The organism is Stenotrophomonas maltophilia group sp. Smal12, assembly GCF_037079935.1.
Classification (GTDB): Bacteria; Pseudomonadota; Gammaproteobacteria; order Xanthomonadales; family Xanthomonadaceae; genus Stenotrophomonas; species Stenotrophomonas sepilia.
The window spans coordinates 22,115-46,349 of record NZ_JBAWUK010000025.1 but is presented as its reverse complement, the minus strand read 5'-3'; the positions used below and the strand labels follow the sequence as shown (position 1 = coordinate 46,349).

Annotated in this window: 25 protein-coding genes and 1 other RNA gene; 12 read left to right on the top strand and 14 right to left on the bottom strand. The window is 66.8% G+C overall.

Annotated features, from left to right (window positions below):
* Positions 1-52: 52 nt before the first annotated feature.
* Entirely contained in the window at positions 53-850 is a 798-nt protein-coding gene (locus tag WDC87_RS12465) for a helix-turn-helix transcriptional regulator (protein ID WP_252745382.1), read from the top strand.
* Between the two features lie 122 nt (positions 851-972).
* Here the strand turns inward: WDC87_RS12465 and dnaJ are convergent, their stop codons facing one another.
* The 4 genes from dnaJ to hrcA all read right to left on the bottom strand — a co-directional run bounded on the left by dnaJ (position 973) and on the right by hrcA (position 5,999).
* Positions 973-2,097 (bottom strand): molecular chaperone DnaJ, encoded by a 1,125-nt coding sequence (dnaJ, locus tag WDC87_RS12460; RefSeq protein ID WP_072168303.1) that lies wholly within the window; start codon positions 2,095-2,097, stop codon positions 973-975.
* A gap of 154 nt (positions 2,098-2,251) precedes the next feature.
* Positions 2,252-4,174, bottom strand: a complete 1,923-nt coding sequence (gene dnaK / locus WDC87_RS12455) for a molecular chaperone DnaK (RefSeq protein WP_005416183.1) — start codon at positions 4,172-4,174, stop codon at positions 2,252-2,254.
* A 181-nt stretch (positions 4,175-4,355) separates the two neighbouring features.
* A complete protein-coding gene (gene grpE, locus WDC87_RS12450; RefSeq protein WP_061477936.1) occupies positions 4,356-4,871 on the bottom strand; it encodes a nucleotide exchange factor GrpE in 516 nt (171 codons plus the stop codon).
* A gap of 63 nt (positions 4,872-4,934) precedes the next feature.
* On the bottom strand, positions 4,935-5,999 hold the full coding sequence (hrcA, locus tag WDC87_RS12445; RefSeq protein WP_049416920.1) for a heat-inducible transcriptional repressor HrcA: 1,065 nt from the start codon (positions 5,997-5,999) through the stop codon (positions 4,935-4,937).
* Positions 6,000-6,114: 115 nt separating this feature from the next.
* Between hrcA and recN the strand changes: the two genes are divergently transcribed.
* Positions 6,115-7,776, top strand: coding sequence for a DNA repair protein RecN (gene recN, locus WDC87_RS12440; protein ID WP_072168304.1), 1,662 nt, complete (start codon positions 6,115-6,117; stop codon positions 7,774-7,776).
* A 125-nt stretch (positions 7,777-7,901) separates the two neighbouring features.
* On the opposite strand, the gene WDC87_RS12435 is transcribed toward recN, so the two are convergent.
* Positions 7,902-8,819, bottom strand: a complete 918-nt coding sequence (locus tag WDC87_RS12435) for a LysR family transcriptional regulator (protein WP_072168305.1) — start codon at positions 8,817-8,819, stop codon at positions 7,902-7,904.
* Positions 8,820-8,916: 97 nt separating this feature from the next.
* Between WDC87_RS12435 and WDC87_RS12430 the strand changes: the two genes are divergently transcribed.
* Complete coding sequence (locus WDC87_RS12430; protein WP_252745381.1) at positions 8,917-10,161, top strand: SGNH/GDSL hydrolase family protein; 1,245 nt, start codon at positions 8,917-8,919, stop codon at positions 10,159-10,161.
* A gap of 58 nt (positions 10,162-10,219) precedes the next feature.
* On the opposite strand, the gene fur is transcribed toward WDC87_RS12430, so the two are convergent.
* On the bottom strand, positions 10,220-10,636 hold the full coding sequence (gene fur / locus WDC87_RS12425; protein ID WP_014646807.1) for a ferric iron uptake transcriptional regulator: 417 nt from the start codon (positions 10,634-10,636) through the stop codon (positions 10,220-10,222).
* 103 nt (positions 10,637-10,739) lie between these two features.
* Between fur and bamE the strand changes: the two genes are divergently transcribed.
* Entirely contained in the window at positions 10,740-11,132 is a 393-nt protein-coding gene (gene bamE / locus WDC87_RS12420) for an outer membrane protein assembly factor BamE (RefSeq protein ID WP_005409234.1), read from the top strand.
* Between the two features lie 34 nt (positions 11,133-11,166).
* On the opposite strand, the gene WDC87_RS12415 is transcribed toward bamE, so the two are convergent.
* Positions 11,167-11,424, bottom strand: coding sequence for an RnfH family protein (locus WDC87_RS12415; RefSeq protein ID WP_072168307.1), 258 nt, complete (start codon positions 11,422-11,424; stop codon positions 11,167-11,169).
* A 3-nt stretch (positions 11,425-11,427) separates the two neighbouring features.
* Positions 11,428-11,853 carry a type II toxin-antitoxin system RatA family toxin gene (locus WDC87_RS12410; RefSeq protein WP_061477941.1) on the bottom strand — a complete coding sequence of 142 codons (426 nt, stop codon included), beginning with the start codon at positions 11,851-11,853 and terminating at the stop codon, positions 11,428-11,430.
* Between the two features lie 57 nt (positions 11,854-11,910).
* Here WDC87_RS12410 and smpB point away from each other — a divergent pair, with 57 nt between their 5' ends.
* Positions 11,911-12,414 (top strand): SsrA-binding protein SmpB, encoded by a 504-nt coding sequence (gene smpB, locus WDC87_RS12405; protein WP_005416174.1) that lies wholly within the window; start codon positions 11,911-11,913, stop codon positions 12,412-12,414.
* A 75-nt stretch (positions 12,415-12,489) separates the two neighbouring features.
* Here the strand turns inward: smpB and WDC87_RS12400 are convergent, their stop codons facing one another.
* On the bottom strand, positions 12,490-13,062 hold the full coding sequence (locus WDC87_RS12400; RefSeq protein ID WP_061477942.1) for a hypothetical protein: 573 nt from the start codon (positions 13,060-13,062) through the stop codon (positions 12,490-12,492).
* Positions 13,063-13,282: 220 nt separating this feature from the next.
* On the opposite strand from WDC87_RS12400, the gene ssrA reads away from it, so the two are divergent.
* Positions 13,283-13,636, top strand: a transfer-messenger RNA (tmRNA) gene (gene ssrA, locus WDC87_RS12395).
* 158 nt (positions 13,637-13,794) lie between these two features.
* A complete protein-coding gene (locus WDC87_RS12390) occupies positions 13,795-14,277 on the top strand; it encodes a hypothetical protein (protein ID WP_252745380.1) in 483 nt (160 codons plus the stop codon).
* A 14-nt stretch (positions 14,278-14,291) separates the two neighbouring features.
* On the opposite strand, the gene WDC87_RS12385 is transcribed toward WDC87_RS12390, so the two are convergent.
* Positions 14,292-14,753 (bottom strand): isoprenylcysteine carboxylmethyltransferase family protein, encoded by a 462-nt coding sequence (locus WDC87_RS12385; RefSeq protein ID WP_065179498.1) that lies wholly within the window; start codon positions 14,751-14,753, stop codon positions 14,292-14,294.
* Between the two features lie 146 nt (positions 14,754-14,899).
* On the opposite strand from WDC87_RS12385, the gene WDC87_RS12380 reads away from it, so the two are divergent.
* Positions 14,900-16,921 (top strand): alpha/beta fold hydrolase, encoded by a 2,022-nt coding sequence (locus tag WDC87_RS12380; RefSeq protein ID WP_301655201.1) that lies wholly within the window; start codon positions 14,900-14,902, stop codon positions 16,919-16,921.
* Between the two features lie 17 nt (positions 16,922-16,938).
* Here WDC87_RS12380 and WDC87_RS12375 read toward each other — a convergent pair whose 3' ends face one another.
* Positions 16,939-18,162: a cytochrome P450 gene (locus tag WDC87_RS12375; protein ID WP_227837426.1), complete on the bottom strand. Its 1,224-nt coding sequence runs from the start codon at positions 18,160-18,162 to the stop codon at positions 16,939-16,941.
* A gap of 379 nt (positions 18,163-18,541) precedes the next feature.
* Between WDC87_RS12375 and hchA the strand changes: the two genes are divergently transcribed.
* From hchA to WDC87_RS12360, 3 genes are all read left to right on the top strand, one after another.
* Complete coding sequence (gene hchA / locus WDC87_RS12370) at positions 18,542-19,414, top strand: glyoxalase III HchA (protein WP_072168311.1); 873 nt, start codon at positions 18,542-18,544, stop codon at positions 19,412-19,414.
* Between the two features lie 4 nt (positions 19,415-19,418).
* Positions 19,419-20,123 (top strand): PA1136 family autoinducer-binding transcriptional regulator, encoded by a 705-nt coding sequence (locus WDC87_RS12365; protein WP_072168312.1) that lies wholly within the window; start codon positions 19,419-19,421, stop codon positions 20,121-20,123.
* Positions 20,124-20,363: 240 nt separating this feature from the next.
* Positions 20,364-21,221, top strand: coding sequence for an endonuclease/exonuclease/phosphatase family protein (locus WDC87_RS12360; protein WP_072168313.1), 858 nt, complete (start codon positions 20,364-20,366; stop codon positions 21,219-21,221).
* Between the two features lie 19 nt (positions 21,222-21,240).
* On the opposite strand, the gene WDC87_RS12355 is transcribed toward WDC87_RS12360, so the two are convergent.
* The gene (locus tag WDC87_RS12355) at positions 21,241-21,504 is read right to left on the bottom strand and encodes a hypothetical protein (RefSeq protein ID WP_088497192.1); all 264 of its coding nucleotides are present in this window, start codon (positions 21,502-21,504) and stop codon (positions 21,241-21,243) included.
* Positions 21,505-21,645: 141 nt separating this feature from the next.
* On the opposite strand from WDC87_RS12355, the gene WDC87_RS12350 reads away from it, so the two are divergent.
* Positions 21,646-22,023: a VOC family protein gene (locus tag WDC87_RS12350; protein ID WP_005416164.1), complete on the top strand. Its 378-nt coding sequence runs from the start codon at positions 21,646-21,648 to the stop codon at positions 22,021-22,023.
* A gap of 43 nt (positions 22,024-22,066) precedes the next feature.
* On the opposite strand, the gene WDC87_RS12345 is transcribed toward WDC87_RS12350, so the two are convergent.
* Both WDC87_RS12345 and WDC87_RS12340 read right to left on the bottom strand, forming a co-directional pair.
* Positions 22,067-23,488: an efflux transporter outer membrane subunit gene (locus tag WDC87_RS12345; protein ID WP_072168314.1), complete on the bottom strand. Its 1,422-nt coding sequence runs from the start codon at positions 23,486-23,488 to the stop codon at positions 22,067-22,069.
* On the bottom strand, positions 23,482-24,219 hold the full coding sequence (locus WDC87_RS12340) for an SDR family oxidoreductase (protein ID WP_072168315.1): 738 nt from the start codon (positions 24,217-24,219) through the stop codon (positions 23,482-23,484). The genes WDC87_RS12345 and WDC87_RS12340 overlap by 7 nt, the downstream gene beginning before the upstream one ends.
* Between the last annotated feature and the right edge of the window lie 16 nt (positions 24,220-24,235).

Genomic DNA, 24,235 nt, shown 5'->3' with positions numbered 1-24,235 from the left:
CGAGCCCCGCATGCTACGGTTGCCCTTCCCTCCCTTCTGCCGCGTTCAGGTCATGCCCTATCGCAAAAAGGACATAGCCAGTGACGTCGATCCGGCCGCGCCCTGGCGGGAGGTTCCACTGCATCGCCCGGTCACCTATCGGGTCACCCAGTACCCAGTAGGTACCCACATCCCTGGTCACAAGCATCAGCGCCACCAGCTGGTCTACGCCATCTCCGGCCTGATGGTGGTGCGGTCGGAAGTCGGGCGCTGGGTGGTGCCATCGAACCGCGCGATCTGGATGCCGGCCGGCATGGTGCACGGGGTGGACTGCATCGCCGCCGTGCACATGCGCAGCCTGTACATCGACCCGCCGTTTGCCCCGCACCTGCCGACCGAGCCGTTCGCGGTGCAGGTGTCGCCCCTGCTGCGCGAGCTGCTGCAGGCCGCCACGCTGGTCAAGGGCGAGCACATCGAGGACAGCCGCGATGGCCGCGTGGTGCGCCTTCTGCTGGACGAACTGCATCGCATGGACGTGCTGCCTCTGCACCTGCCTGCGCCAAGCGACCCGCGCCTGCTGCGGATCTGCCAACACCTGCAGAAGCACCCCGGCGACGACGCCACACTGCAGGACTGGGCACAGGCGCTGGAGGTGGACGTGAAAACCATCCAGCGGCGCTTCGCCACCGAGCTGGGCATGACCTTCGGCCAGTGGCGGCAGCAGGCACGGCTGCTGGCCGCGATGGAACGGCTGGCGGTCGGTGACAAGGTCATCGATGTCGCGCTGGCGACGGGCTACGACAGCCCCAGCGCGTTCACCAGCATGTTCAAGCGCCAGCTGGGGCAGACACCTGCGGCGTTTTTCCGGTAACGGCATCCACGCATGGCGTGGGTCCACCATCGCGGCGCATGCCCGGCGGAAACCATCGCGGATCGCAAACGAGAACGCCGGGCATGGCCCGGCGCTTCCGCTTAACGCTTCGGTTGAGAAACTCAGGACGTCATCCGGTCCCAGAAGCCCTTCACGCCGTCGATGAAGGTGGCCGACTTCGGCGAATGCTTGCGCGCTTCCTCGCCGACGAAGGTGGCTTCGAACTGCTCCAGCAGCTTGCGCTGTTCGGTGGTGAGGTTGACCGGAGTCTCCACCACCACGCGGCAATACAGGTCGCCTTCGCTGCGGCTGCGCACCGAACGCACACCCTTGCCGCGCAGGCGGAACAGCTTGCCGGTCTGGGTCTCGGCCGGAATGCGGATCTCCGCTTCGCCGCCGAGGGTAGCCACGCGCACGGTGTCACCCAGTGCCGCCTGCGAGATGCGGATCGGCACTTCGCAGTGCAGGTCGTCGCCATCGCGCTGGAAGATCGCATGCTCGCGCACGCGCACTTCCACGTACAGGTCGCCCGGCGGCGTACCGGCCGGCCCGGCTTCACCCTCGCCCTGCAGGCGGATGCGGTCACCGGTATCGACGCCCGCCGGCACCTTCACCGACAGCACCTTGTCTTCCTCGACGCGGCCGTTGCCGTGGCAGGTCTTGCAGGGCTTGGCGATGATCTGGCCACGGCCGCCGCAGTTGTGGCAGGCCTGCTGCATGGCGAAGATGCCGCGCTGGATGCGCACCTGGCCGCGGCCATGGCACACGTTGCAGGTCTCGACCTTGCCGTCCTCGGAGCCACTGCCATCGCAGTCGCCGCACTCGGCCAGGGTCGGAATCTCGATGCGGCGCTCGACGCCGCGCACGGCCTCTTCCAGATCCAGCTCCATCACGTAGCCGATGTCGGCGCCGCGACGGGCCTGGCGCGGACCACCGCCGCCACCGCCAAAGATGTTGCCGAAGATATCGCCGAAGATATCGTTCATGTCCGGGCCGCCCGGGCCGCCGCCGCCCATGCCGTGCTCGAACGCGGCGTGGCCGTGGCTGTCGTACATGCGGCGCTTGTTGCCGTCGGACAGCACTTCGTAGGCTTCCTTGCACTCCTTGAAGGAGGCCTCGGCCGCCGCATCACCCGGGTTGCGGTCCGGATGGAACTTCATCGCGCAGCGACGGTACGCCTTCTTCAGCTCGTCGTCGGTGGCGGTGCGGGCAACGCCCAGCACTTCGTAGTAATCGCGCTTGCTCATATCGTGAATCGGGTTCCGGAAAGTCGGGATTCGTCAAAGCGGAAGAGCGGAACCAGGTCCGCTCTTGCGTCGGGCGCCCCGACACGCCGGTGGGCGGTCAGGACCCTGATGCGACAACGGGACGCTGGTGGCCAGCGTCCCGCGTCGGTCCGGATCAGGACTTCTTGTCGTCCTTGACTTCGGTGAACTCAGCGTCGACCACGTCATCCTGCGCCTTGCCGGCATTGCCGGCGTCGGCACCCGGGGCACCGCCCTGGTCGGCCGAAGCAGCGGCGAACAGCGACTGGCCAGCTTCTTCCAGTGCCTTCGACTTGGCTTCGATCTGTGCCTTGTCGTCGCCCTTCATCGCGGTTTCCAGGTCGGCCAGCGCCGCCTCGACCTTGCCGATGACATCGCCGCCGACCTTGCTGCCGTGCTCGGTGATGGCGCTGCGGGTGCCGTGGATCAGGGCGTCGGCCTGGTTGCGGGCCTGCACCAGTTCCTGGAACTTCTTGTCTTCCTCGCGGTTGGCTTCCGCGTCGGCAACCATGCGCGCGATCTCTTCCTCGGACAGGCCCGAACCGGCCTTGATCTCGACCTTCTGTTCCTTGTTGGTCTTCTTGTCCTTGGCCGACACGTGCAGGATGCCGTTGGCGTCGATGTCGAAGGACACTTCCACCTGCGGCAGGCCACGCGGGGCCGGCTCGATGCCGGACAGGTCGAACTTGGCCAGCGACTTGTTGAAGCGGGCCTGTTCGCGCTCACCCTGCAGCACGTGCACGGTCACGGCCGACTGGTTGTCCTCGGCGGTGGAGAACACCTGCGAGGCCTTGGTCGGGATGGTGGTGTTCTTCTCGATGATCTTGGTGAACACGCCACCCATGGTTTCGATACCCAGCGACAGCGGGGTCACGTCCAGCAGCAGCACGTCCTTGACGTCGCCGCCCAGCACGCCGCCCTGGATCGCCGCACCCAGTGCCACGGCTTCGTCCGGGTTGACGTCCTTGCGCGGTTCCTTGCCGAAGAACTCGGTCACCGCCTGCTGCACCTTCGGCATGCGGGTCTGGCCGCCGACCAGGATCACTTCGCTGATGTCGCTCGAACGCAGGCCGGCATCGTTCAGGGCGACGCGGCACGGCTCGATCGACTTCTTGATCAGGTCGTCCACCAGTGCTTCCAGCTTGGCGCGGGTCAGCTTGATGTTCAGGTGCTTCGGACCCGACGCGTCAGCGGTGACGTACGGCAGGTTCACTTCGGTCTGCTGGGCGCTGGACAGCTCGATCTTGGCGCGCTCGGCAGCATCCTTCAGGCGCTGCAGGGCCAGCGGATCCTTGCGCAGGTCGATGCCCTGGTCCTTGTTGAATTCTTCAACCAGGTACTCGATGACGCGGTTGTCGAAGTCTTCGCCACCCAGGAAGGTGTCGCCGTTGGTGGCCAGCACTTCGAACTGCTTCTCGCCGTCGACATTGGCGATCTCGATCACCGAGACGTCGAAGGTGCCGCCGCCCAGGTCGTACACCACGATCTTGCGATCCTTGTTGTCGCCCTTGTCCAGGCCGTAGGCCAGCGCAGCCGCGGTCGGCTCGTTGATGATGCGCTTGACGTCCAGGCCGGCGATGCGACCGGCGTCCTTGGTCGCCTGGCGCTGGCTGTCGTTGAAGTAGGCCGGCACGGTAATGACCGCTTCGGTGACCTTCTCACCGAGGAAGTCCTCGGCGGTCTTCTTCATCTTCTCCAGCACCTTGGCCGAGATTTCCTGCGGGGCCATCTTCTTGCCGTCGCTGGTGGCGACCCAGGCATCGCCATTGTCATGGGCCAGGATGCTGTACGGGACGTGGGCGATGTCCTTCTGCACCTCGCCATCGGTGAACTTGCGGCCGATCAGGCGCTTCACCGCGTAGAAGGTGTTCTTCGGGTTGGTCACGGCCTGGCGCTTGGCCGAGGCACCGACCAGGACTTCGCCGTCCTTGGTGTAAGCGACGATCGACGGGGTGGTGCGATCGCCTTCCGAATTCTCGATGACGCGGGCCTTGCCGCCGTCCATGATCGCCACGCACGAGTTGGTGGTGCCGAGGTCGATACCAATGATCTTGCCCATGGGGGAGACTCCTGAGGATGCTTGTTGGGGTCAGTCCGGCCGTTCGGCCGGTGGATGAATACGATGTGGGGGAGGCCCGTGGAACATTCAAGCCACCTCCCGAACGCTGTGTTTCCGGTCGCCCGGCGCGTTCAGCGTCGGGCCGGGTCGCAGGTGATTCCCGCCGCCCGGCCCGGCAGGGTCAGTCGGCGGCCACCACCACCAGCGCCGGCCGCAGCAGGCGCTCGTTGAGCAGGTAGCCCTTCTGGAACACGGTCACCACGCTGCCCGGGGCAGCGCCCGGGGTCGGCGCCTGGCTGATGGCCTGGTGGTGCTCCGGGTTGAACGGCTGGCCGATCGGGTCCAGCAGGACCAGGCCGTTGTCGGCAGCGACCTTGAGCAGCTGCTTGTAGGTCAGCTCCAGGCCTTCGCGCAGCGGGTGCGGATCGTCGCCGGCGGCCTTCAGGCCGGCATCCAGGCTGTCGAACACCGGCAACAGCTCGCCCAGCAGCTTCTCGTTGGCGAACTTGCGGGCCTGCTCGATGTCACGGGCAACGCGCTTGCGCTGGTTTTCCAGGTCGGCGCGCTCACGCAGCGCATCGGCCTTGACCTGCTCGACTTCGGCGCGCAGGCGCTCGACTTCGTCGTTGACGCCGGCGGTGGCAGCCGCATCGGCGGCACTCTGCTGGGATTCGATATCTGGATGTTCGTGGTTCATGTCTGGGTCCCTGGCGGTCACTCTCCGCCTCCACCCACCCTAGTGTGGGCGGGATGCTGCGTTTCAAGCGTCGGATGTTCCCGGCGTGCGTCCGGCCGGCGAAAAGGCCGCGCCAAGCACATCGGCGGTGGCCTGGACCAGTGGGATCACCCGGTCGTAGGCCATCCGCTTGGGACCGATCACGCCCAGCACGCCCAGCACCTGGCCATTGGCGGTATACGGGGCAGTGACCAGCGAGACGCCCTGCAGCGGCATCATTCCGGTCTCTTCGCCGATGAAGATGCGCACCCCCGGCGCCTGGATGGTCCGCTCCAGCAGCTGCAGGATTTCGCGCTTGCTGGAGAACAGCTCGAACAGTTCGCGCAGGCGCTCCAGGTCGGACAGGTCCTGCACGCCCATCAAGCGGGTCTGCCCGGCCACCAGCATGTCGTCGGCCGCCGGCTGCAGGGCCTGCTCGGCCAGTTCGATGCTGTGGGCCAGCAACTGCTCCAGTTCGGACCGGGCGTCGCGCAGCTCCAGCAGCAGGCGGGTACGGATCTCGGCCATCGGCAGGCCGGCGAAATGCGCATTGAGGTAATTGGCGACCTGCTCCAGCTGGCCTGGCGCAAACTCCTGCCGGGTCTCGATCACCCGGTTCTGCACCTCGTTGTCGGCAAATACCAGGATCGCAAGCACCCGGCGCCCGTCCAGCGCCACGAAATCGATCTGGCGGAAGGCGAACTGCTCACGCCGCGGGGCGCTGACCACGCCGACGAAGTGGCTCATCGCCGACAGCAGCTCCGAGGCGCTGCCGAGCAGGGCCTGGGTACTGCCGCCGCCGGCCAGTTCCTGGCGCAACCGGGCCAGCTCGCCCTCGCCCGGCGGCTGCATCTGCAACAGGCTGTCGACGAACACCCGGTAGCCATGCGCGGTCGGGATGCGCCCGGCCGAGGTATGTGGCGAGGCCAGCAGGCCCAGATCCTCCAGGTCGCCCAGGATGTTGCGGATGGTGGCCGGGCTGACCTCCAGGCCGGCCACGCGCGCCAGGGTCTGCGAGCCGACCGGCTCGCCGTCCTGGATGTATCGCGCGATCAGCGTGCGCAGCAGGTGGCGCGCACGCGGGGCAAGCTGGTCGGGAGAACCGTGCATGGAATCAACCTGTGAGACACGGACACTAGATAATGGCGGCGCATCGCCTTGGCAAGTCATTGGACCTCCCGCGCCCGCGTGCTAGCGTTGCGCGGCTGCTGACACCCCCTTACCCATGCTCAGACATCTTTCGATCAAGGATTTCGCCGTCGTCCGCGCCACCGAACTGGAGTTCGGGCCAGGCATGACCGTGGTTTCAGGCGAGACTGGCGCCGGCAAGTCGCTGATGGTCGACGCACTGGGCTTCCTGTCCGGCCTGCGCGCCGACAGCGGCGTGGTCCGCCATGGCGCCGCCCGCGCCGAGCTTTCCGCCGAGTTCGCGCTCGAGCAGCTGCAGGCCGCCCGCCAGTGGCTGGCCGACAACGAGCTGGACGACGAGGACCAATGCCAGCTGCGCCGCGTGATCCGCGCCGACGGCGGCTCGCGGGCCTGGATCAATGGCCGCCCGGTGACGCTGGCACAGCTGGGCGACCTGGCCTCGCTGCTGGTGGAGATCCACGGCCAGCATGAACAGCAGGCGCTGCTGGCGCGCCCGTCGCAGCTGGCCCTGCTGGATGCCTATGCCGGCAACGAGAACGAGCGCCGCCAGGTGCGCCACGCCGCCGCGGCCTGGCAGGCACTGGTCGATGAATCGCTGGCGTTGTCGCAACAGGGCGACGTCAGTGACCGGATCGGCTTCCTGGAGCACCAGCTGCGCGAACTGGACCGCGAGGACCTGGAACCGGAATCGATTGCCGCGCTGGGCGCCAGCCACCGTCGCCAGGCCCACGCCAGCGCCCTGCTGAGCGCCTGCCAGGCGGCCAGCAACCAGCTCAACGGCGATGACGGCAGCTCCGCGCTGGACCTGCTGCAGCAGGTGCGCCACGAGCTGTCGCGGCTGGTCGAGCACGACCCGCGCCTGGGCGAGGTGGACGGCCTGATCGAGAACGCCTCGATCCAGCTGCACGAAGCCCTGTCGCTGCTTGATCGCGTGCACGACGATCTGGATGCCGACCCGGAACAGTTCGAGGAGAACGAGCGCCGCCTCGGCCGCCTGCACGACCTGGCCCGCAAGCACCGCGTGCCGATGGACGAACTGGGCGCGCAGCGCGAGCGCATGCATGCCGAAGTCGAGCAGCTGCGTGGCGCCGACGAGCGCCTGCAGCGCCTGGCCGGCGAGATCGACAAGGCCGCCGCCGCCTGGCGCGTACAGGCTGAAGTGCTGACCGCCAGCCGCCGCAGCGCCGCCGCCGAACTGTCGGCCACCACCACCAGCATCATCGCCGAGCTGGGCATGGGCGGCGGCCAGTTCCTGATCGAACTGGAGCCACAGGACAGCGGCAAGCCCGACCCGCAGGGTGCCGAGCGCGTCGAGTTCCTGGTGGCGGCCAACGCCGGCCAGCCGCCGCGCGCCCTGCGCAAGGTGGCCTCGGGCGGTGAACTGTCACGTATCTCGCTGGCCATCGAAGTGGCCGCGCTGGACCTGGATGCAGTGCCAACCATGGTGTTTGACGAGGTCGACTCCGGCATCGGCGGCGCGGTGGCTGACATCGTCGGCCAGAAGCTGCGCGCGCTCGGCGAGAAGCGCCAGGTACTGTGCGTGACCCACCTGCCGCAGGTCGCTTCCAAGGGCCATGCCCATTACCGGGTCAGCAAGGCCCCGGTGGAAGGCATGACCCAGAGCGCAGTGGAAAAGCTGGACAACAAGGCGCGCGAGGAAGAGCTGGCGCGCATGCTCGGCGGCGTGGAAGTGAGCAAGGAAGCGCGCGCCGCCGCCCGCAAGCTGCTGCAGGCCTGAGGCCTGTTCACGGTTATCCACGCATGGCATGGATCTACAACCCACCCGCACGGTAGTGCCGGCCGCTGGCCGGCAACCCAACACCGGTGGATGATGATCGTGAGGTTGCCGGCCAGCGGCCGGCATTACCCCCGTGGCCGCGCCAGATCCACGTTCTCCACCAGGAAATCGAGGAACGCGCGCACCCGCAGCGGCAGGTAACCGCCCTGCCCCAGGAACACCGCGTGCACCTCTTCCAGGTCACCGGGATTGGCCTCTTCCAGCACCGGCAGCAAGCGCCCGGCAGCAATGTCCTCCTGCACCTGGAATGCCGCCAGCCGCGCCATGCCCAGCCCGCCCAGCACCAGCTGGCGCAGCGCATCGCCGTTGCTGGCGCGGGCATTGCCACTGGGCAGCAGCATCCGCTCGCGCCCCTCCTGCAGCAACGGCCACCCCTGCATCGCACGCGCGTGGCCGATGTCCAGCCGGTTGTGCGACTGCAGTTCCTCGGCAGTGCGTGGCAGCCCGTGCCGCTGCGCGTAGGCCGGTGCAGCCACGATCATCATCCGCGTCGCGCCCAGCCGTCGCGCCACCAGACTGGAGCTCTTCAGCGGCCCGGCCCGCACTGCCACGTCGGTGCGCTGCTCAAGCAGGTCGATCACCTCGTCGTTGAGGGTCAGGTCCACGCCCACCTGCGGGTTACGCTCAAGGAACGCCGGCAGCAGCGGCAACAGGAAATGGCGGCCAAACGGCACGTTGGAGTTGACCCGCAGCCGCCCGCGCGGCTCGGCATGGGCGCTGGCACAACGCTCGGCCTCCTCCAGGTCGGCCAGCACGCGCAGGCCACGCTCATAGAACGCGCAGCCTTCCGGGGTCAGCTGCAGCTGGCGGGTGGAGCGTTGCAGCAGGCGCGTGCCCAGCCGATGCTCCAGCCGCGCCACCAGCTTGCTGACCGCCGACGGCGTCATGTCCAGCGTGCGGGCCGCAGCGGAAAAGCCACCGGTCTCGATCACGCGCACGAACACTTCCAGTTCGCCGGATCGGTTGATGTCAGGTCGCGCCATGGCAATGAATCCAGTTCACAGATGATTGTCCATGCGCAGTCTAGTTCACAGATAAGCACGGAATCACCATGGCGGTCCCTCCACTCGGGACTGCCCGATGAACCGCTTGAGCCAGCTCACCGCCACCGCCCTGCTCGCCGTGTCCGGCGCCGCCAGTGCCGCATCCGCCCCGCACTGGGTCGCCAGCTGGCAGGCCAGCCCGCAGCCGGTCTGGAACGCGGATTTCCTGTTCCCGACCCTGGTCCCGGCCACACTGCAGGACCAGACCTTCCGCCAGACGGCGCGCATCAGCCTGGGCGGCCCGCGGCTGCGGGTGCGGCTGAGCAATGCCTACGGCACCCAGCCGCTGCGGATCGGAGCAGCCAGCGTGGCCGCACGCGCGGGCGCCATCCCGCAACCGCTCAGCTTCGGCGGCCAGCCCGGGGTGTTGATCGGGGCCGGTCAGGAACAGCTGAGCGATCCGCTCCCGCTGGCCACGGATGACCGCCAGGCAGTGCAGGTCAGCGTCTTTGTGCCGGGGCCGGCAACCGTTCAGACGTTCCATTGGGCAGGCCGCCAGACCAGTTGGATCGCCCCCGGCGACCAGAGCCGGGCCCAGGCCCTGAACGCAGCCAGCAGCACCACCGCCCGCCTGCTGCTGACCGGAATTGACGTCGAGGCCGGCGCCGACGCGCGCAGCGTGGTGGTGATCGGGGATTCGATAACCGACGGTGCCACCGCCAGCCTCGACCAGGACCAGCGCTGGACCGATCATCTGGCCGCGCGCCTGGCAGCGCGGGGCATAGCCGTGGTGAACGCCGGCATTTCCGGGGGGCGGCTGCTGCGCGACGGCATGGGTGAATCCGCCCTGGTCCGCTTCCGGCGCGACGCGCTGGACCAGCCTGCGGTATCCAGTGTGATCGTGCTGATGGGCATCAATGACATCAGCTGGCCAGGTACCGCATTCGCCCGGAACCAGGCCCGGCCCACGCTGGCCGAACTGCAGGCGGGGCATCGCGCGCTGGCAGAACAGGCCCGCCATCGTGGCGTGCGGATCATTGGCGCCACCCTGCCGCCGTTTGCCGACGCCCTGCCCGGCACGCCACTGGACGACTACTACCACCCGGACAAGGATGCCCTGCGCCAGCGGATCAATGCCTGGCTGCGCACGGACAGCCCGTTCGACGCAGTGATCGACCTGGACGCGGCGCTGCGCGACCCGGCCGATCCCTCACGGATGGCCGCCGCCTACGACTCCGGCGACCACCTCCACCCGGGTGATGCCGGCAACCGGGCCATGGCCGAGGCGGTCGATCTTGAGGTGCTCATGGGGCCATCCACGCCTGGCGTGGATCTACCGTAAGCAACGAAAAACCCCGGGCAGGCCCGGGGTTTCATCGCATCCAGCGGGCCTGAACGGCCTACTTCCGCTTCTTGCGCACGTACAGCACCAGCGAGTGCTCTTCCAGCTCGTAGCCATGGTCTGCGGCGATCTTGCGCTGCAGCTCCTCGATCTCGTGGCTTTCGAACTCGATGATCTTGCCACTGTCCACGTCGACCATGTGGTCGTGGTGGCCGCCACGGTCCAGTTCGTAGACCGCCTGGCCGCCCTCGAAATTGTGCTTGAGCACGAGGCCGGCGGCCTCGAACTGGGTCAGCACCCGGTACACCGTGGCCAGGCCGATCTCGTCGCCGTGCTCCAGCAGCTGGCGGTAGATGTCTTCGGCGGTCATGTGATGCTGGTGGTGCTGGGCATTGCGCTGCTCGAGCAGCGCCAGGATCCGCATCCGCGGATGGGTCACCTTCAGGCCGACTTTACGCAGGTCGTGTGTTTCCATAGGTCTCCGTTCATTGGCGATTTAGCGCCAGCTGCCTCGGATTGGGTCGCGGTGGCACGCCGGGAGTGTATCATCGGTTTGATTTCCCCAACCGCCAGTCCCGATGCGCAATCTCCTGTTGGTCGCCGCCGTCGCCCTGTCCACCACCGGGTGCGGCATCATCTACAAGCAACCCATCTATCAGGGCAACCTGATCCGGGAAGATGCCGTGGCCAAGCTGCAGGTCGGGCAGAGCAAGCAGCAGGTCACCGCGCTGCTGGGCACCCCGTCCATTCCCGACCCGTTCCACGCCCAGCGCTGGGACTACACGTCCAGCCAGCGCGTGAACCGCCTGGGCCGTACCGAAGTGAAGAACTTCGTGGTGTTCTTCGAGAATGACACCGTGACCCGCTGGGAAGGCGATTACTTCCCGGGCAACGACAAGGCCCTGGCCCAGCAGACCGTGCGCCAGTTCGGCCGCAATCTGCCGAAGGACAAGAAGAAGAAGGGCCGCTGAGCCCCCTGCCCGTCCGCAGGTACGGCTGCCGGAATCAACCGCCGAGCGCGCGACGCCGGCGGTTATCCTTCGGATCTGCCAGCAGCGGGCGCAGCAGTTCGATGCGGTCGCCGTCCAGCAGAACCTGGTGCGGGCGTGCCACTACGCCATGCACGGCGACGGCGGGACAATCGGCACTGCCTTCCAGTGCGGCCGCCGCGACAGCATCGGCGACGGTGGCCCCCTCTTCCAGCTGCAGGCGGCACGACAGCACCCGCTGCGGCCAGGCCAGTACCACCTCGACCTCGATCATCGCTCAGCCCTCGTCGGCGACGCGGACGAAATCGTTGACCATGCGATCGGCCAGCCCCTGGAAGCCGATTGCCAGCGCCGGACCGAGCAGGCGCGAGCTGGGTTCGAACTCCAGGGTCAGGGTGACCTTGCAGGCATCCTCGGCCAGCGCATGGAATTCCCAGCGGCCGTGCAGCTGCTTGAACGGGCCATCGCGCAGCTGCATATCAATGCTGTGCGGTCGCCGCAGCGTGTTTTCGGTCTGGAACCAGGTGCTGAAAGAGCCCAGGCCGAGGTCCAGGCGCGCCACCAGGCGGTCCTCGCCCTGCTCCATGATCTGGGCAGCCGAGCACCAGCGGAAACGGCTCGGATAGGCCTGGACATCATTGACCAGGTCGAACATGCGCGCGGCCGAATGTTCGACCAGGGCGCTGCGGCGGATAGTAGGCATGAATACAGGACGTTTCGGCAATCGACCGGGCGGGCCCGAATCGGAGACAATACGGAAATGAGCAAGAACAGCGGCAAGGATAAAGCAAAGAGCGCGACGGCCAACAAAACCATCGCGTTGAACAAGCGTGCCCGCCACGAGTACCACATCGAAGAGCGCTTCGAGGCCGGCCTCGCCCTGCAGGGCTGGGAGGTCAAGTCGATCCGCGCAGGCCGCGGCAACATCATCGACGCCTACGCCTATGTGAAGCGCGGCGAGATCTACCTGATCGGCGCACAGATCACCCCGTTGATCCAGGCCTCCACCCACGTGGTGGCCAATGACCGGCGCGAGCGCAAGCTGCTGCTGCACCGGAACGAGATCGACAAGCTGATCGGCAAGGTCGAGCGCGATGGCTACACGATCGTGCCCACTGCGATGTACTGGAGCAAGAACAAGATCAAGCTCGAAGTCGCGCTGGCCAAGGGCAAGCAGACCCATGACAAGCGCGATGCCGCCAAGGACCGCGACTGGGCGATCGAGAAGCAGCGTGTGATGCGTCGCGGCAACCGCGACGCGTAAGGCTGTAGCGCCGAGCCATGCTCGGCTTCGGCAAGAAGGGCAGCCGAGCGCAGGCTCGGCTCTACAAAAGGCGGGTCACCCCGCCAGCATGCCCTGCCCGCGCATGCGCGGTGCCAGCGCCGCGTGCATCACGGCCAGGTGCATCACCACTGCCAGTTCCGGGGCATGCCGGTCATCGCCCGCGCGCCACTGCTGTGCCATCTGGGCCGCATCGGCCGGCAACAGGGCCAGCAACTGGGCGTCATCCAGCGAATCGGCAGCGCCCTGCAACTGGCGCGCCAGCTGCCGCGACTGCCACACATGCACGCCGATGCTGAGGCTGGCCAGCGACATCAGGACCACGGCCAGCCCGTGCTCGAACCACTGCGACAGCACTTCCGGCCCCCACAGCAGGGCCGCCAACACCGCCATGCCGGGCAGACGCCAGCCCAGCCAATGGATGCGACCGCGTTGCGACCAATGCACCACCACCGCACTGGCGACCAGTGCTGCGGCCGCTGTGGCCGGCAGTTCGGTCAGCGCGGTGGCCGCAAGCAACGCCGCCAGTACCGCCCAGACCCAGCCGGGCGGCAGCGCGCGCCGCTGGTAGTCGGCCCCGACGGGCCCGACCAGCTGTCGCAGGCTGCGTTGTTGGCTTGCCTCGGTCACCCACAGTCTCCGTGTTTGTCCTGGCCCGGATGGTCGCCGCCAGTGTGTCGCAAATTCGTGCCCATGACGTTACCAATCCGCTATGACGGAGGCTCTACAACTTGTTGTGGATTGCCAAGGTGACTGTTCAGCTGTTTTGCCGTAGCATTGCCACTGTTGGGCAGGCACTGACCGTGGCGACACGAAACAGGCCTTGTACCTTGCAGAACTTGAAGAAACCGGGGGTGCATTGGTTTCGACGGGGGTTGTGAAGTCGCCTGGCGCATGCCGAGGGGGTAGCTTTCCTCGTAAATCCAGCTGCAAAACTCTAGTTGCCAACGACGACAACTACGCTCTGGCCGCTTAAGGCCTAAGCCTCGAAACCGCTTGTGTCCATGCTCGCGGTGTAGAGTCACTATCATGGAATCGCGCTGGACGGCTGCCTGTCAGTCCGGCACTAGAACACAACAGGCTGGTTCCCGGATGCGCTTTGCGCACCGTGCTGTTCGGGGACGAGATCCAACGGTGAGCTAAGCATGTAGTGCTGGGGATGGAGTGCCTTCGGACGGCGGTTCAATTCCGCCCACCTCCACCATCTGTAAGGCCTGTCGAGGCCGCAAGAAGCCGGATCTCCCGTCAACTGGGGTTCCGGCTTTTTTGTGCCTGCACGTCGCGCAGGAGGTGTGGCGCATAATCGGGATGACACCTCCAACACAGCAGTCCCTCCATCCGCGACCGCCAGAAGGATCTGCCATGAAAGCCCCCCTCGCGATGTCCCTGCTCCTCACCGCGCTCGCCGCAGCCCCAGCCACGCACGCCGCAGCCCCGGCCATCGCGCCGCCCGGCATCGCCACGCTGGAGGCGCTGCTGGCCTGCAAGGCAGGCTCGGATTGCAGTGCGGCCGACGCCATCGATGCGCTGCAGGCGGCCGGCCTGGCCAAGAAGCCGGGCGGCACGTTCGAGCCGGAGGACAAGCCGGTCGCGCTGTTTGGCGGCACGGTCAGCAGTGCCGATGTGAATGTGGCCGAAGGCGAGAAAGGCCTCTTCGTGTACTTGAACGGCGTCGATCCCAAGCGCCTGGCCAGGGCCTGGTCGGTGACCGAGGTCAACGAGCATGCCAATACCGAGGAACCTTCCTACGTGAAGCGCATCGACAAGCGCCACACCCTGCACGTGATCGCGGGTGACGACTACGAGGGCTATTCGGCGGCGGTGAAGTGCCAGATCAGCCGCTGATGGCGTAGCCGACGCTACAGCCAGCGTGGCACGCGATGACGGTACTGCGCGTACGCCTCGGGAAAGCGGACCATCAGTGCCCGCTCCTCCGGCAGGATCTGCAGCCAAGTGATGTACGCCAGGAACAGCGGCACCACCAGCAGCGCGATCAGGTTCTGCAGGTACACCATGGCACCAAACAGGACCAGCGCCTGGCCGAGATACATCGGGTTTCGGGTGCGGCGATAGATTCCGCTGGTAACCAGCGCGCTCGACGCCGAAGGTCGCAGAGGATTGACGGTGGTACCGGCGCGTCGGAAAGAGATCTTGGGCAGCAAGTTGAGCACGACACCCAGCGTCACCGTCACCCCTGCCAGCAGAACCGGCACCGGCACCCGAAGGTGCAAACCCGGCCACAGCCAGCGTGCTGCAAAGCCCATAGCGGCGAACAGCAGCATTACCACGGGCGGGGGAATACGCGTTTCCAGCCAGACCATCGCGATCACCGTGTCCTTTCCATTGGCCGCAGTGTCACACGGGAATGGCTGATTCACCCAAGGCGGCCAGGCCCAAACCGACCGTCCGGTCTATTCCGCTTTGACAGGCCCACTGCTAGAGTGGCGCCACCGCGCAGGAGCATCGCATGGCTACCACGGGCTTGGGCTTCATCGGCCGCACGACACTCATCATCACCGTGCTGCTCACCTTGGGCGGCTGCGCGACGCTTCGCCAGTTCGGGCCGTCGGTGCAGGTTGCCTCAGTCACGCCCGGCCAGTACATCGCGCTCAAGCGCGGTGACATCCTGACCTCCGGCAAGCTCAGCGCGGCGACCATCGAGACCCTGCGCGTGGCCGGGCTCGACGAGGGCGTCTGTGCCAAGCCCGGCCTGCCCTGCATCGAGGCGATGGAAGGCAGCATCGTGGTGCGCGAGGAAGACAAGCGCTCCAGCCTGGCCGAGCTGTGGCTGCAGTATGCGATGACCCTGCCGGCGCCAAAGCGCGAGTACTCGGCATCCGGCCGCGCCAAGACGGCAATCACCGAGCTGGATGCCGACTTCCAGCCACGCCTCGATGCGTGGATGCAGGTCGCGCGCCAGGCCTATGCCTATCTGTTCTTCACCGAGCGCACGGCGAACCAGCGCGGCTTCGAAGACCGCCAGACCCAGGTGCGCGACTACTACAACCTGGCTGTGCAGGAAGCCTCGGTGCAGCTTTACAACGCCTATGCCACCGGGCGCGTGCACGGCCAGGCCAGCCATTTCCAACTGGGCCGCTGGACCTTCGTGCTGGCCCCTTCAGACGAAGCATCGGCGCTGGACCAGCGTACCCCCAGCGAGCTGGTACCCGCCGCCTCGCTCTCGTTCACCGGCACGCTGCGAAGCGTGCATCGCCGCGATGGCTTCGGTGCCGAACTGGTGGCAGTGATGGATGACCCGGCCGGCAGCACGGCCACCACGCCTCCGGCAGCGGCGCAGGCAACGCAGGCCAGCACTTCGGCCACGCAGAGCTGGAGCGAGATGCCCTCGCCATCGATGACGGTGCTATTGCGCTTCTCGGGGAAAAACCTGTGGGAGGTGCTGCACGATGACGAGCCGGAGCTGGAGATCCACGATCCCTACCAGGTTTCGGAAGTGACCCTGCACGGCCAGCAGGTGCCACTGGCGGCCAACTTCACTGCCGGCTATGCGCTGTGGCTGGCCCGCTCCAACTTCAGCCGACAGTCGCTGCGCACGCTGTTCGGCGGCAAGGGCGGCATCGACACGCCGCATCTGTACATGATGCAGCCCTATGACCCGAACCGCCGCGTGCTGCTGATGATCCATGGCCTGGCCAGCAGTCCGGAAGCCTGGGTCAACGTGGCCAACGAACTGCTGCGCGACGACGAGATCCGCCGGGACTTCCAGGTCTGGCAGTTCTATTACCCGACCAACATGCCCATCGCGATGAGCCACGATGCGATGCGCCACACGCTGGCTGAAGTGTTCAAGCACTTCGACCCCAGCGGCAAGGCGCAGGCCTCGCATGACATGGTGCTGGTGGGGCACAGCATGGGCGGGGTCATCGCACGGTTGATGATCTCCTCCTCCGGCGACCACTTGGTCGACACCCTGCTGGCCACCGCGCAGATGACGCCCGCCCAGCGCGAACTGCTGCGCACCAAAGGCGCACCGGTGCTGACCTTCCTGCCGGAACCGGAAGTGTCCCGCGTGGTGTTCATCGCCACGCCGCATCGCGGCACCGACGTGGCGGGCACCCGCCTCGGCCGATGGATCGGCCGGCTGGTGCGGTTGCCACTGACCGTGCTGGAAGACGTCGCCACCATTGCCAACGACGGCCAGATCGACCGCAATGACGGCAAGCACGGCTACCAGATGAACAGCATCCAGAACCTGGACAAGGACGACCCGTTCGTCCGCGCCGTGGCTGACCTGCCGATGTCACCGAAGGTGCACTACCACTCGATCATCGCCCGCGCCAAGGCCGATGGCCCACTTGAGAAGACCGATGACGGGCTGGTGCCCTACTGGAGTTCACACCTGCCGCACGCGGATTCGGAGAAGGTGATCGTGTCCGGACACAGCGTGCAGGAAGCTACGCCGGCCATCGTCGAGCTGCGGCGGATCCTGCGTGAGGACATGCAGGCACACGGGCGAACGGGAAAGTAAGCCGCCGTCCCGACAGATCAGGCACCGGCCGTACGCCGCGAGAACGTGCCATGCAGCGCCGCCGGAATCGCAAAGCCCTCCATGCGCACCTCGGGCCGATAGTCGGCGCTGGGGGTGAAGCGGAACTCGCGTGCCAGCAGCGCGCACAGCAGTACCAGCTGTGCATTGCCGACCGCCGACCCCACGCAGGAACGCGTTGGGAAGCCGTAAGGCACATAGATGCCGGCGGTACGCTTGCGCCGTTCGGGCAACCAGCGATCAGGATCGAACTGCAGCGGGTCATCCCAGTACTTCGCCGAGCGGTGCTGGATGAACGAACTCAACTCGAACACTGTGCCTTCGGCGATGGCCTGCCCTTCCACCTGCAGATCGCAGGCGGCCACCCGGCGGTTGTTGAAGGGCGTGGAGTACAGCCGCATCACTTCCTTCAGGAAGCGCATCGTGCAGGGAATCCTGGCGATCGGCAGCGCATGGATCTCCGCATCCGAGAGCGGCGCGAATTCCTCCTCGATGCGCTGGCGCCAGTGTGGATGCATCTGCATCGCCAACAGCAGGCAGGCGGCCATCATGCCGGGCACGCCGGAAATGGCGATCAGCTGCACGGTGACCAGGTAGGTGACCTTGTCCAGGCCGATGCGCTCTCGCAGGCTCAGCAATGACTGCGCGTAGTCCAGCGCCGAACGTCCGCTGCGGACCCGGCGCTTGAGTTCGGCGGCGATCGCCCGTGATTCGGCACGGCCGATGAGGAAGTTGCGCAGCAGGTGGCGCCGATGGATGACCTGCTCGACCTGGGTGGTGTAGCGCAGATGCAGGGCGCGTTCGATGGCTGCGGTGCCGCGTGCGTCGAGCCCATCGATCACCAGTGGCACCAGCGGATGCGCCATCACCTTCCACACGGCTGGCGTGGCATCCAGCTCGCGCCCGCACAGTGCGTCCAATGCCTGCCGCATGCGCGACTGCAACGCCTCCAGAGTCTGTGCACTGGTGAGTTCAGCACTGCGCGTGGCAATCAGGCTGCGCACTTCGGTCCAGCGCACGCGTTCGTGCCGGCGGAACAGGTCGGCCAGCGACTCGACCACGAACAGGTGCTCGGAATTCTCCTTGTCGACCTTGCCGGCCAGTTCCGGGCAGAACACCCCGATTCCACCGGTTTCCAGCTTCAGCACAGGCCCTTCGCGCTCCACGCGCGCAGCCAGGCGCTCGGCAGCAATGGCGCTGCCTTCATTCGACATCCCTTGCATGCAGTGCGTCTCCGGCAGGAAGGGACTCGAAAGACGAGTCCCTTCGTCTTGCTACCGCTCAATCGCGGGTTTGGCCCGCAGGATCAGAATTCGACCGACAGAGGCCAGGTATTCCACACGCTGCTCTTTTCGTTCGGATGAATATTCAGAGTGACGCGCAATGCTCGGGCGAATCTTTTCATTTTCATTCCTTTGCTTGCTGTGTGGTTATGCCGGGATTATCCCGGCACCGGCTAGATAACACGACATAATCCCGCTGTCCAACCGGCCGGGTGGCGCACTGCAGCATCCTGGTTGCGGCCGATTGAGGGGAATCCCTCATCGCGCCTGCGCGTCCGGCCTCCTATGCTGGGCTCACTTTCCCCCAACGGAGGTCTGCATGAACACGCAAGAGCCCAGCCGCCAGCCCAGCCCCGATCCGGCCGAGCGCGATGCCTTCTTCCCGTCCCCGTATTCGCTCTCGCAGTTCACCTCGCCCAAGAGCGACCTGTCCGGCGCCGACTATCCGGATGCGCGCCGCGATGGTCGCTGGAAGGTGCTGATGATCGCCGCCGACGAGCGCTATCTGCCGACCGCCAATGGCCACCTGTTCTCCACCGGCAACCATCCGGTGGAAACCCTGCTGCCGATGTACCACCTGGACAAGGCCGGCTTCGACATCGACGTGGCGACGCTGTCCGGCAACCCGGTCAAGTTCGAATGGTGGGCCTTCCCACACAAGGACAGCGAGATCGGCGCCCTGTACGAACGCTACCAGGCACGCTTCCGCCAGCCGTTGCAGCTGGACCAGGTGGTGGCCGGCCTGGGCACCGATTCGGACTACGCCGCTGTCTTCATTCCCGGTGGGCACGGCGCGTTGATCGGCCTCCCGGAAAGCCGCGCTGTGAAGGCCACCTTGCAGTGGGCCATGGCCGAGCAGCGCCACATCATCACCCTCTGCCATGGCCCGGCGGCGCTGCTGGCAGCGGGCGTCGACGAAGCCGAGGGTGACTCGTTGTTCCGCGGCTACCGCATCTGCGCCTTCCCCGACGCAATGGACCGGCAGACACCGGAGATCGGCTACATGCCCGGGCAGCTGCGTTGGTTCTTCGGCGAACGACTGGCCCAGCAGGGCGTGCAGATCGTCAATGAGGGCATCGATGGCAGCGTGCTGCAGGATCGCCTGCTGCTGACCGGCGACAGCCCGCTGGCCGGCAATGCGTTGGGCAAGCTGGCCGCGCGTACGCTGCTCGATGCACTGGCGGGGCGCTGAGCCCATGCCTGCGCTGGTGCCCGCGCTGCTGGAACTGGAACAGGCTCGGTCATTGCCTGCGGTGGGCGGCGTGCTGCGCGCCGCCGCCTCACCCTTGGGCTACGACCGCCTGTTGGTGTTTGCCACCGGAACCGGGCTGGAGCGCGGCGCACAGCGCGTGTACTGGATCGAAGGTGACTGGTTCGGTGACGGCAGCGATACCGCACTCGCCCGCTACCTGCATGCCTGCCCGGTCAACCGTCATGTGCTGGACAGCACTGCGCCGTTCTTCTGGAGCAAGCGCCAGGGCGTGCGCGGCGAACGCTATCAGGTGGTGAAGCAGCCGCGCGGCGATGGCCTGCATGGGCTGCAGGTTCCGGTGTTCGGCCCGACCGGTCTGGAGGGTGCGGTCAGTTTTGCCGGCACCTCGATTGATGCATCCGCCAGCGCGCGTGTGCTGCTGGACATGGTCGGCACCTCCGCCTTCCGTGCGGCGCGGCGTCTGGCCGAAGCGCCGGCCGACATCCGCGCGGGCGCGCTGAGCGCACGCGAACGCGAGGTGCTGCGCTGGGTCGCCGCTGGACGGCGCCAGGCAGAGATAGCGGCCACGCTGGGGCTGTCTGCGCGCACCGTTGAGAACCACCTGCGGCGAGCACGGCAACGACTTGGCGTGGCCACCACCGCTCAGGCAGTGCGCGCGGCAGGCCGCCGTGGCGAGATTGAAGACTGATCAGGATGGAGACACTTCCTGCTGCCTGATCAGCGTGCTGCATACGCGCTGGGCATCTGCGCGATTGCAGAAGGCAGGCGACGGGATGAGCTACGACCCGTGATCGCCGGTGCGCGGTCCACCGGGTGGGACGTTCATCGCCCGCCCGGCATCCGCGAGCCACCCATCCCTGCATAACGCTGTCCGCGCATTCGTGGCATGCTCTGTGAAACCGTTTTCATGGAATGGAGGGATTCCACGATGTTGTCGCGTTTCCGTCGCCCCGTACTCTGTGCCCTGCTGGCGCTTGCCCTGCCTGCGACCAGCGCCTGGGCCGCAGCCCCTGCGCCGTTGAAGGTGATGTCGTTCAATGTGCGCACCCCGGCCGATACCGAGCCCGGCAAGCGCTGGCCCGATCGTCGCGATGCGATGGTGAAGGTCATCCTCGATGCGCACCCGGCGGTGATCGGTACCCAGGAGCTGGTGCAGGAGCAGGCCGATTACCTTGCCCAGCACCTGCCCGGCTACCGCTGGTTCGGCGAGGGCCGCCGCGGCGGCAGCGGCGACGAGCACATGGGCGTGTTCTACGACAGCAAGGTGCTGGCGATCGAGGAATCAGGCAACTTCTGGCTGTCTGATACGCCCGATGTGCCCGGCAGCATCACCTGGGGCAACCTGTATCCACGCATGGTCACCTGGGCGCTGTTCCGCCGCATCGATGACGGCCGCCGCTTCTATTTCATGGATACCCACCTGCCCTACCGCGACGAGGACGAACCACGTCGGGTGAAAGGTGCCGAGCTGATCGGCAGGCGCGTGGCCGGCCTGCCGGCCGACCTGCCGGTGGTGCTGACCGGTGACTTCAACAGCGAACCCGGCGGCGACACCTACAAGGCATTCACCCGCGTATTGCACGACACCCGTACCCAGGTGAAGACACCGCAGGGCCCGCGACTGACCTTCCACGATTTCACTGGCAAGGCCACCGCGCAGCTGGACTGGGTGCTGGTGCGCGGTTTCCACGCGCGCAGCTTCCTGACCGATGACCGCCGCATCGATGGCGTGCTGCCATCGGATCATTTCCCGCTGGTGGTCGAACTGGACTGGCCACAGCACTGACCCCGCACGGCAGCCGCAGCTACAGCGGCGGCTGCCGCGACAGCAGGCGATACAGGGCCTGATGCTGATCGCGCGCCTGGCAGATGCGGGCCCCTATCGCCAGGAACACCGCCACGCCGATCAGGCCCAGTCCCAGCATCGAATCCTGCAGGCGCAGGAAACCGACCGCTGCGGCCATCGTCGCCAGCACCAGCAGTACCACGACTGCCACTGACAGCCCCGCACCCGGTGGACCCGGGTCGCCGAACAATATCCGTTGGGTATCCCGCCTTCCGTCCGCCATCGCCTTCCTCCCGAGTGCCTGACCCACTAGTTACACGGCGGGCCCGAAATCCGGCAGAGTCAGAAACGTCACGAAGGTGAAGACGTACGCGGAATGCAACGCGCTACCCTGCCGCGTACCCCTCGAAGTGCGGAGCAGCACATGGCACACCAGAGCCGGCTGGCTGGATTCATCATCGACTGCCAGGACCTTCCCGCCGACGAAGGCGCCCGTTTCTGGGCCGCCGCGCTCGGCCTGCAGGCACAGGCGGCGCGTGCCGAAGGGGGCGCCGAGTATGCCGACCTGCTGGGCGCACCGGCGGGCCTGGACGTTGAGGTCCAGCGGGTCGATCACCCGTCACGGGTGCATCTGGACATCGAGAGCGACGACATCGATGCCGAAGCCGACCGCCTGGAGAAGCTCGGCGCGCGACGGATAGGCTTCGTCAAGCGCTGGTGGGTGATGGAAGCACCGACCGGCCATCGCTTCTGCATCGTGCGCATGCGCGAGCGCGAGGTGCCGGCCAATCAGTGGCCCTGAAAGAGCAAAGGGACGGAAGCCACGGCCTCCGTCCCCCCTGGAGTCATTGCACCTGCGCCACGCTCGGTTGCTGCGGTGATTGCCCCCAGCCGCCCAGCGCCTTGTACACGCCCACCACGCTGACGTTGACCTCGGACTCGGCCGCCGCCAACGCATCATCGGCTGCCAGCTGCGTGCGCTGCGCATCCAGCAGGGTCAGGAAGTCCTCGGAGCCCTCGCGATAGCGAATCTGCGCCAGCGATTCGGCACGCCGTGCCGCCTGCGCCTGCTCGACCACGATCGCCAACCGTGCCTGCTGCTTGGAATAGCGGGTCAGCGCGTTCTCGGTGTCTTCCAGGGCCAGCAGTACCGCCTGCTCATACTGCGCGGCCACGCCTTCGGCTTCAGCCTTGCTGGCGCGCAGGCGTGCACGCACGGTGCCGAAGTCGAATGCCGCCCAGCTCAGCGACGGGGTCAGCGACCAGGCCTTGTTGCTGCCATTGACCAGGCCGCTGGCATCGCCGCCGAGGAACCCGACGAAGCCGGACAGCGACAACCGCGGGAACAGGTCCGCCGTGGCCACGCCCACGCGTGCGGTCGCAGCCGCCAGGCGACGCTCGGCCACGCGCACGTCGGCACGCTGGCGCAGCAGTTCGCGGGTATCGCCCAGCGGCAGTGCCTTGGCGAAGGCCGGTACGTCGTGCGGCGCGAGCATGTCAGTCAGCACTTCCGGGCGCTGGCCGAGCAGCACGGCCAGCCGGTTGCGCGACTGCGCCTCGGCCACTTCCAGCAACGGGATGTCAGCCTCGATCGCCTTCAGGCGGGCACGGCTGCTCTGCACATCCAGCTCGCTGCCTGCGCCCAGCTCCCAGCGCGCCTCAGTCAGCTTCTGCGTATCGCGCAGGTTTTCCAGCGTGTGCTGGGCCACCGCGATGCGCTTCTGCGTACCACGCAGCTCGAAGTAATTGCGTGCCACTTCAGCGGCGACCAGGACCTGCGCATCGGCCAGGTTGGCCTGCTCGGCACCGAGGTCGGCGCGCGCGGCTTCAGCAGCACGGCGCTTGCGGCCGAACAGATCCAGCTCCCAGCCGGCGTCGAAGCCGAGCTGGTAGCTTTCACTGAACACCCGCTGCCCACCCAGCTGCGGATCGGGTTGCTTGCGGCGGTCGTAGCTGCCGCCAGCGGTGACGTGCGGAGCCTGGTCGAGGCGGCTTTCCACGAACACCGCGCGGGCCTGGCTGACGCGGGCCACGGCCACGCGAAGGTCCAGGTTGTCCGACAGTGCGCCGTGCACCAGCTGTTCCAGCACCGGATCATCGAACTGCGCCCACCAGCTGGCGACCGGCGAAGCGGTACTGAACACCGGCTGCTGTGCACCCTGCAGGACCACCGGTTCCTGCACCGGGGCCTTGTAGTTCGGGCCGACGCTGACACAGCCCGCCAGCACCAGGCTGGAGACGGCCATCGCCAACGTGCGGATCACCATGGCAGCACCTCGCCCAGGTAGGTGAAGCTGCCGTTCGGGCCTTCATGGCCGATCAGCGCCATCTGCACGCTGGAGCGCGCGCCTTCGGCGATTTCGATTTCGCCGTGGCCGCCGTTCATGTCGGTCTTCACGTAGCCCGGGTGCACGGTGTTGACCTTGATCGGCGTGTTGCGCAGTTCGTGCGCCAGTGCCAGGGTCCAGCTGTTCACAGCGGCCTTGGAGGCGTTGTAGGCCGGAACCTTCATGTCGTAGATGCCCGACGCCGGATCGGCATGCAGGGTCTGCGAACCGAGGATGCTCGAGACATTGACGATGCGGCCTGCCTTGGCCTGCTGCAGCAGCGGCAGGAAGGCCTGGGTCACCGCGACCAGTGCGTAGACGTTGGTCTCGAAGGTGCGGCGCCAGGTGTCCAACGACTGCTCCGACGGCCGCTGCGCCGGATTTTCCAGCAACACGCCCGCATTGTTGACCAGGATGTCGAGGCGGCCGTGGCGCTCGCGCACCTGCTGCACCGCCTCGGCGATGCTGGCGCTGTCGGTGACGTCCAGCTGCAGTGCTTCCACCGGCAGGCCCTCGGCCTGCAGCTTCAGCGCCTGCTCCACGGCGGCCTCACGCTTGCGCCCGGCCAGCAGCGTATGCACGCCGTTGCTGGCCAGCTGGCGTACGGTTTCGGCGCCGATGCCACGGGTGGCGCCGGTAACCAGTGCGATCTTGTTCTGATGGGAGTTCATGGAGTCATGCCTTGAT

Bases quoted from the DNA above. Each gene is read 5' to 3' on its own strand.
- dnaJ (WP_072168303.1), bottom strand. From the start codon at position 2,097: ATGAGCAAGCGCGATTACTACGAAGTGCTGGGCGTTGCCCGCACCGCC.
- WDC87_RS12340 (WP_072168315.1), bottom strand. From the start codon at position 24,219: ATGAACTCCCATCAGAACAAGATCGCACTGGTTACCGGCGCCACCCGT.
- WDC87_RS12380 (WP_301655201.1), top strand. From the start codon at position 14,900: ATGGCTACCACGGGCTTGGGCTTCATCGGCCGCACGACACTCATCATC.
- WDC87_RS12350 (WP_005416164.1), top strand. From the start codon at position 21,646: ATGGCACACCAGAGCCGGCTGGCTGGATTCATCATCGACTGCCAGGAC.
- WDC87_RS12385 (WP_065179498.1), bottom strand. From the start codon at position 14,753: ATGGTCTGGCTGGAAACGCGTATTCCCCCGCCCGTGGTAATGCTGCTG.
- dnaK (WP_005416183.1), bottom strand. From the start codon at position 4,174: ATGGGCAAGATCATTGGTATCGACCTCGGCACCACCAACTCGTGCGTG.
- WDC87_RS12390 (WP_252745380.1), top strand. From the start codon at position 13,795: ATGAAAGCCCCCCTCGCGATGTCCCTGCTCCTCACCGCGCTCGCCGCA.
- WDC87_RS12435 (WP_072168305.1), bottom strand. From the start codon at position 8,819: ATGGCGCGACCTGACATCAACCGATCCGGCGAACTGGAAGTGTTCGTG.
- WDC87_RS12430 (WP_252745381.1), top strand. From the start codon at position 8,917: ATGAACCGCTTGAGCCAGCTCACCGCCACCGCCCTGCTCGCCGTGTCC.
- WDC87_RS12345 (WP_072168314.1), bottom strand. From the start codon at position 23,488: ATGGTGATCCGCACGTTGGCGATGGCCGTCTCCAGCCTGGTGCTGGCG.
- fur (WP_014646807.1), bottom strand. From the start codon at position 10,636: ATGGAAACACACGACCTGCGTAAAGTCGGCCTGAAGGTGACCCATCCG.
- WDC87_RS12465 (WP_252745382.1), top strand. From the start codon at position 53: ATGCCCTATCGCAAAAAGGACATAGCCAGTGACGTCGATCCGGCCGCG.
- WDC87_RS12360 (WP_072168313.1), top strand. From the start codon at position 20,364: ATGTTGTCGCGTTTCCGTCGCCCCGTACTCTGTGCCCTGCTGGCGCTT.
- hchA (WP_072168311.1), top strand. From the start codon at position 18,542: ATGAACACGCAAGAGCCCAGCCGCCAGCCCAGCCCCGATCCGGCCGAG.
- WDC87_RS12415 (WP_072168307.1), bottom strand. From the start codon at position 11,424: ATGATCGAGGTCGAGGTGGTACTGGCCTGGCCGCAGCGGGTGCTGTCG.
- WDC87_RS12365 (WP_072168312.1), top strand. From the start codon at position 19,419: ATGCCTGCGCTGGTGCCCGCGCTGCTGGAACTGGAACAGGCTCGGTCA.
- smpB (WP_005416174.1), top strand. From the start codon at position 11,911: ATGAGCAAGAACAGCGGCAAGGATAAAGCAAAGAGCGCGACGGCCAAC.
- recN (WP_072168304.1), top strand. From the start codon at position 6,115: ATGCTCAGACATCTTTCGATCAAGGATTTCGCCGTCGTCCGCGCCACC.
- hrcA (WP_049416920.1), bottom strand. From the start codon at position 5,999: ATGCACGGTTCTCCCGACCAGCTTGCCCCGCGTGCGCGCCACCTGCTG.
- WDC87_RS12375 (WP_227837426.1), bottom strand. From the start codon at position 18,162: ATGCAAGGGATGTCGAATGAAGGCAGCGCCATTGCTGCCGAGCGCCTG.
- WDC87_RS12355 (WP_088497192.1), bottom strand. From the start codon at position 21,504: ATGGCGGACGGAAGGCGGGATACCCAACGGATATTGTTCGGCGACCCG.
- WDC87_RS12410 (WP_061477941.1), bottom strand. From the start codon at position 11,853: ATGCCTACTATCCGCCGCAGCGCCCTGGTCGAACATTCGGCCGCGCGC.
- grpE (WP_061477936.1), bottom strand. From the start codon at position 4,871: ATGAACCACGAACATCCAGATATCGAATCCCAGCAGAGTGCCGCCGAT.
- bamE (WP_005409234.1), top strand. From the start codon at position 10,740: ATGCGCAATCTCCTGTTGGTCGCCGCCGTCGCCCTGTCCACCACCGGG.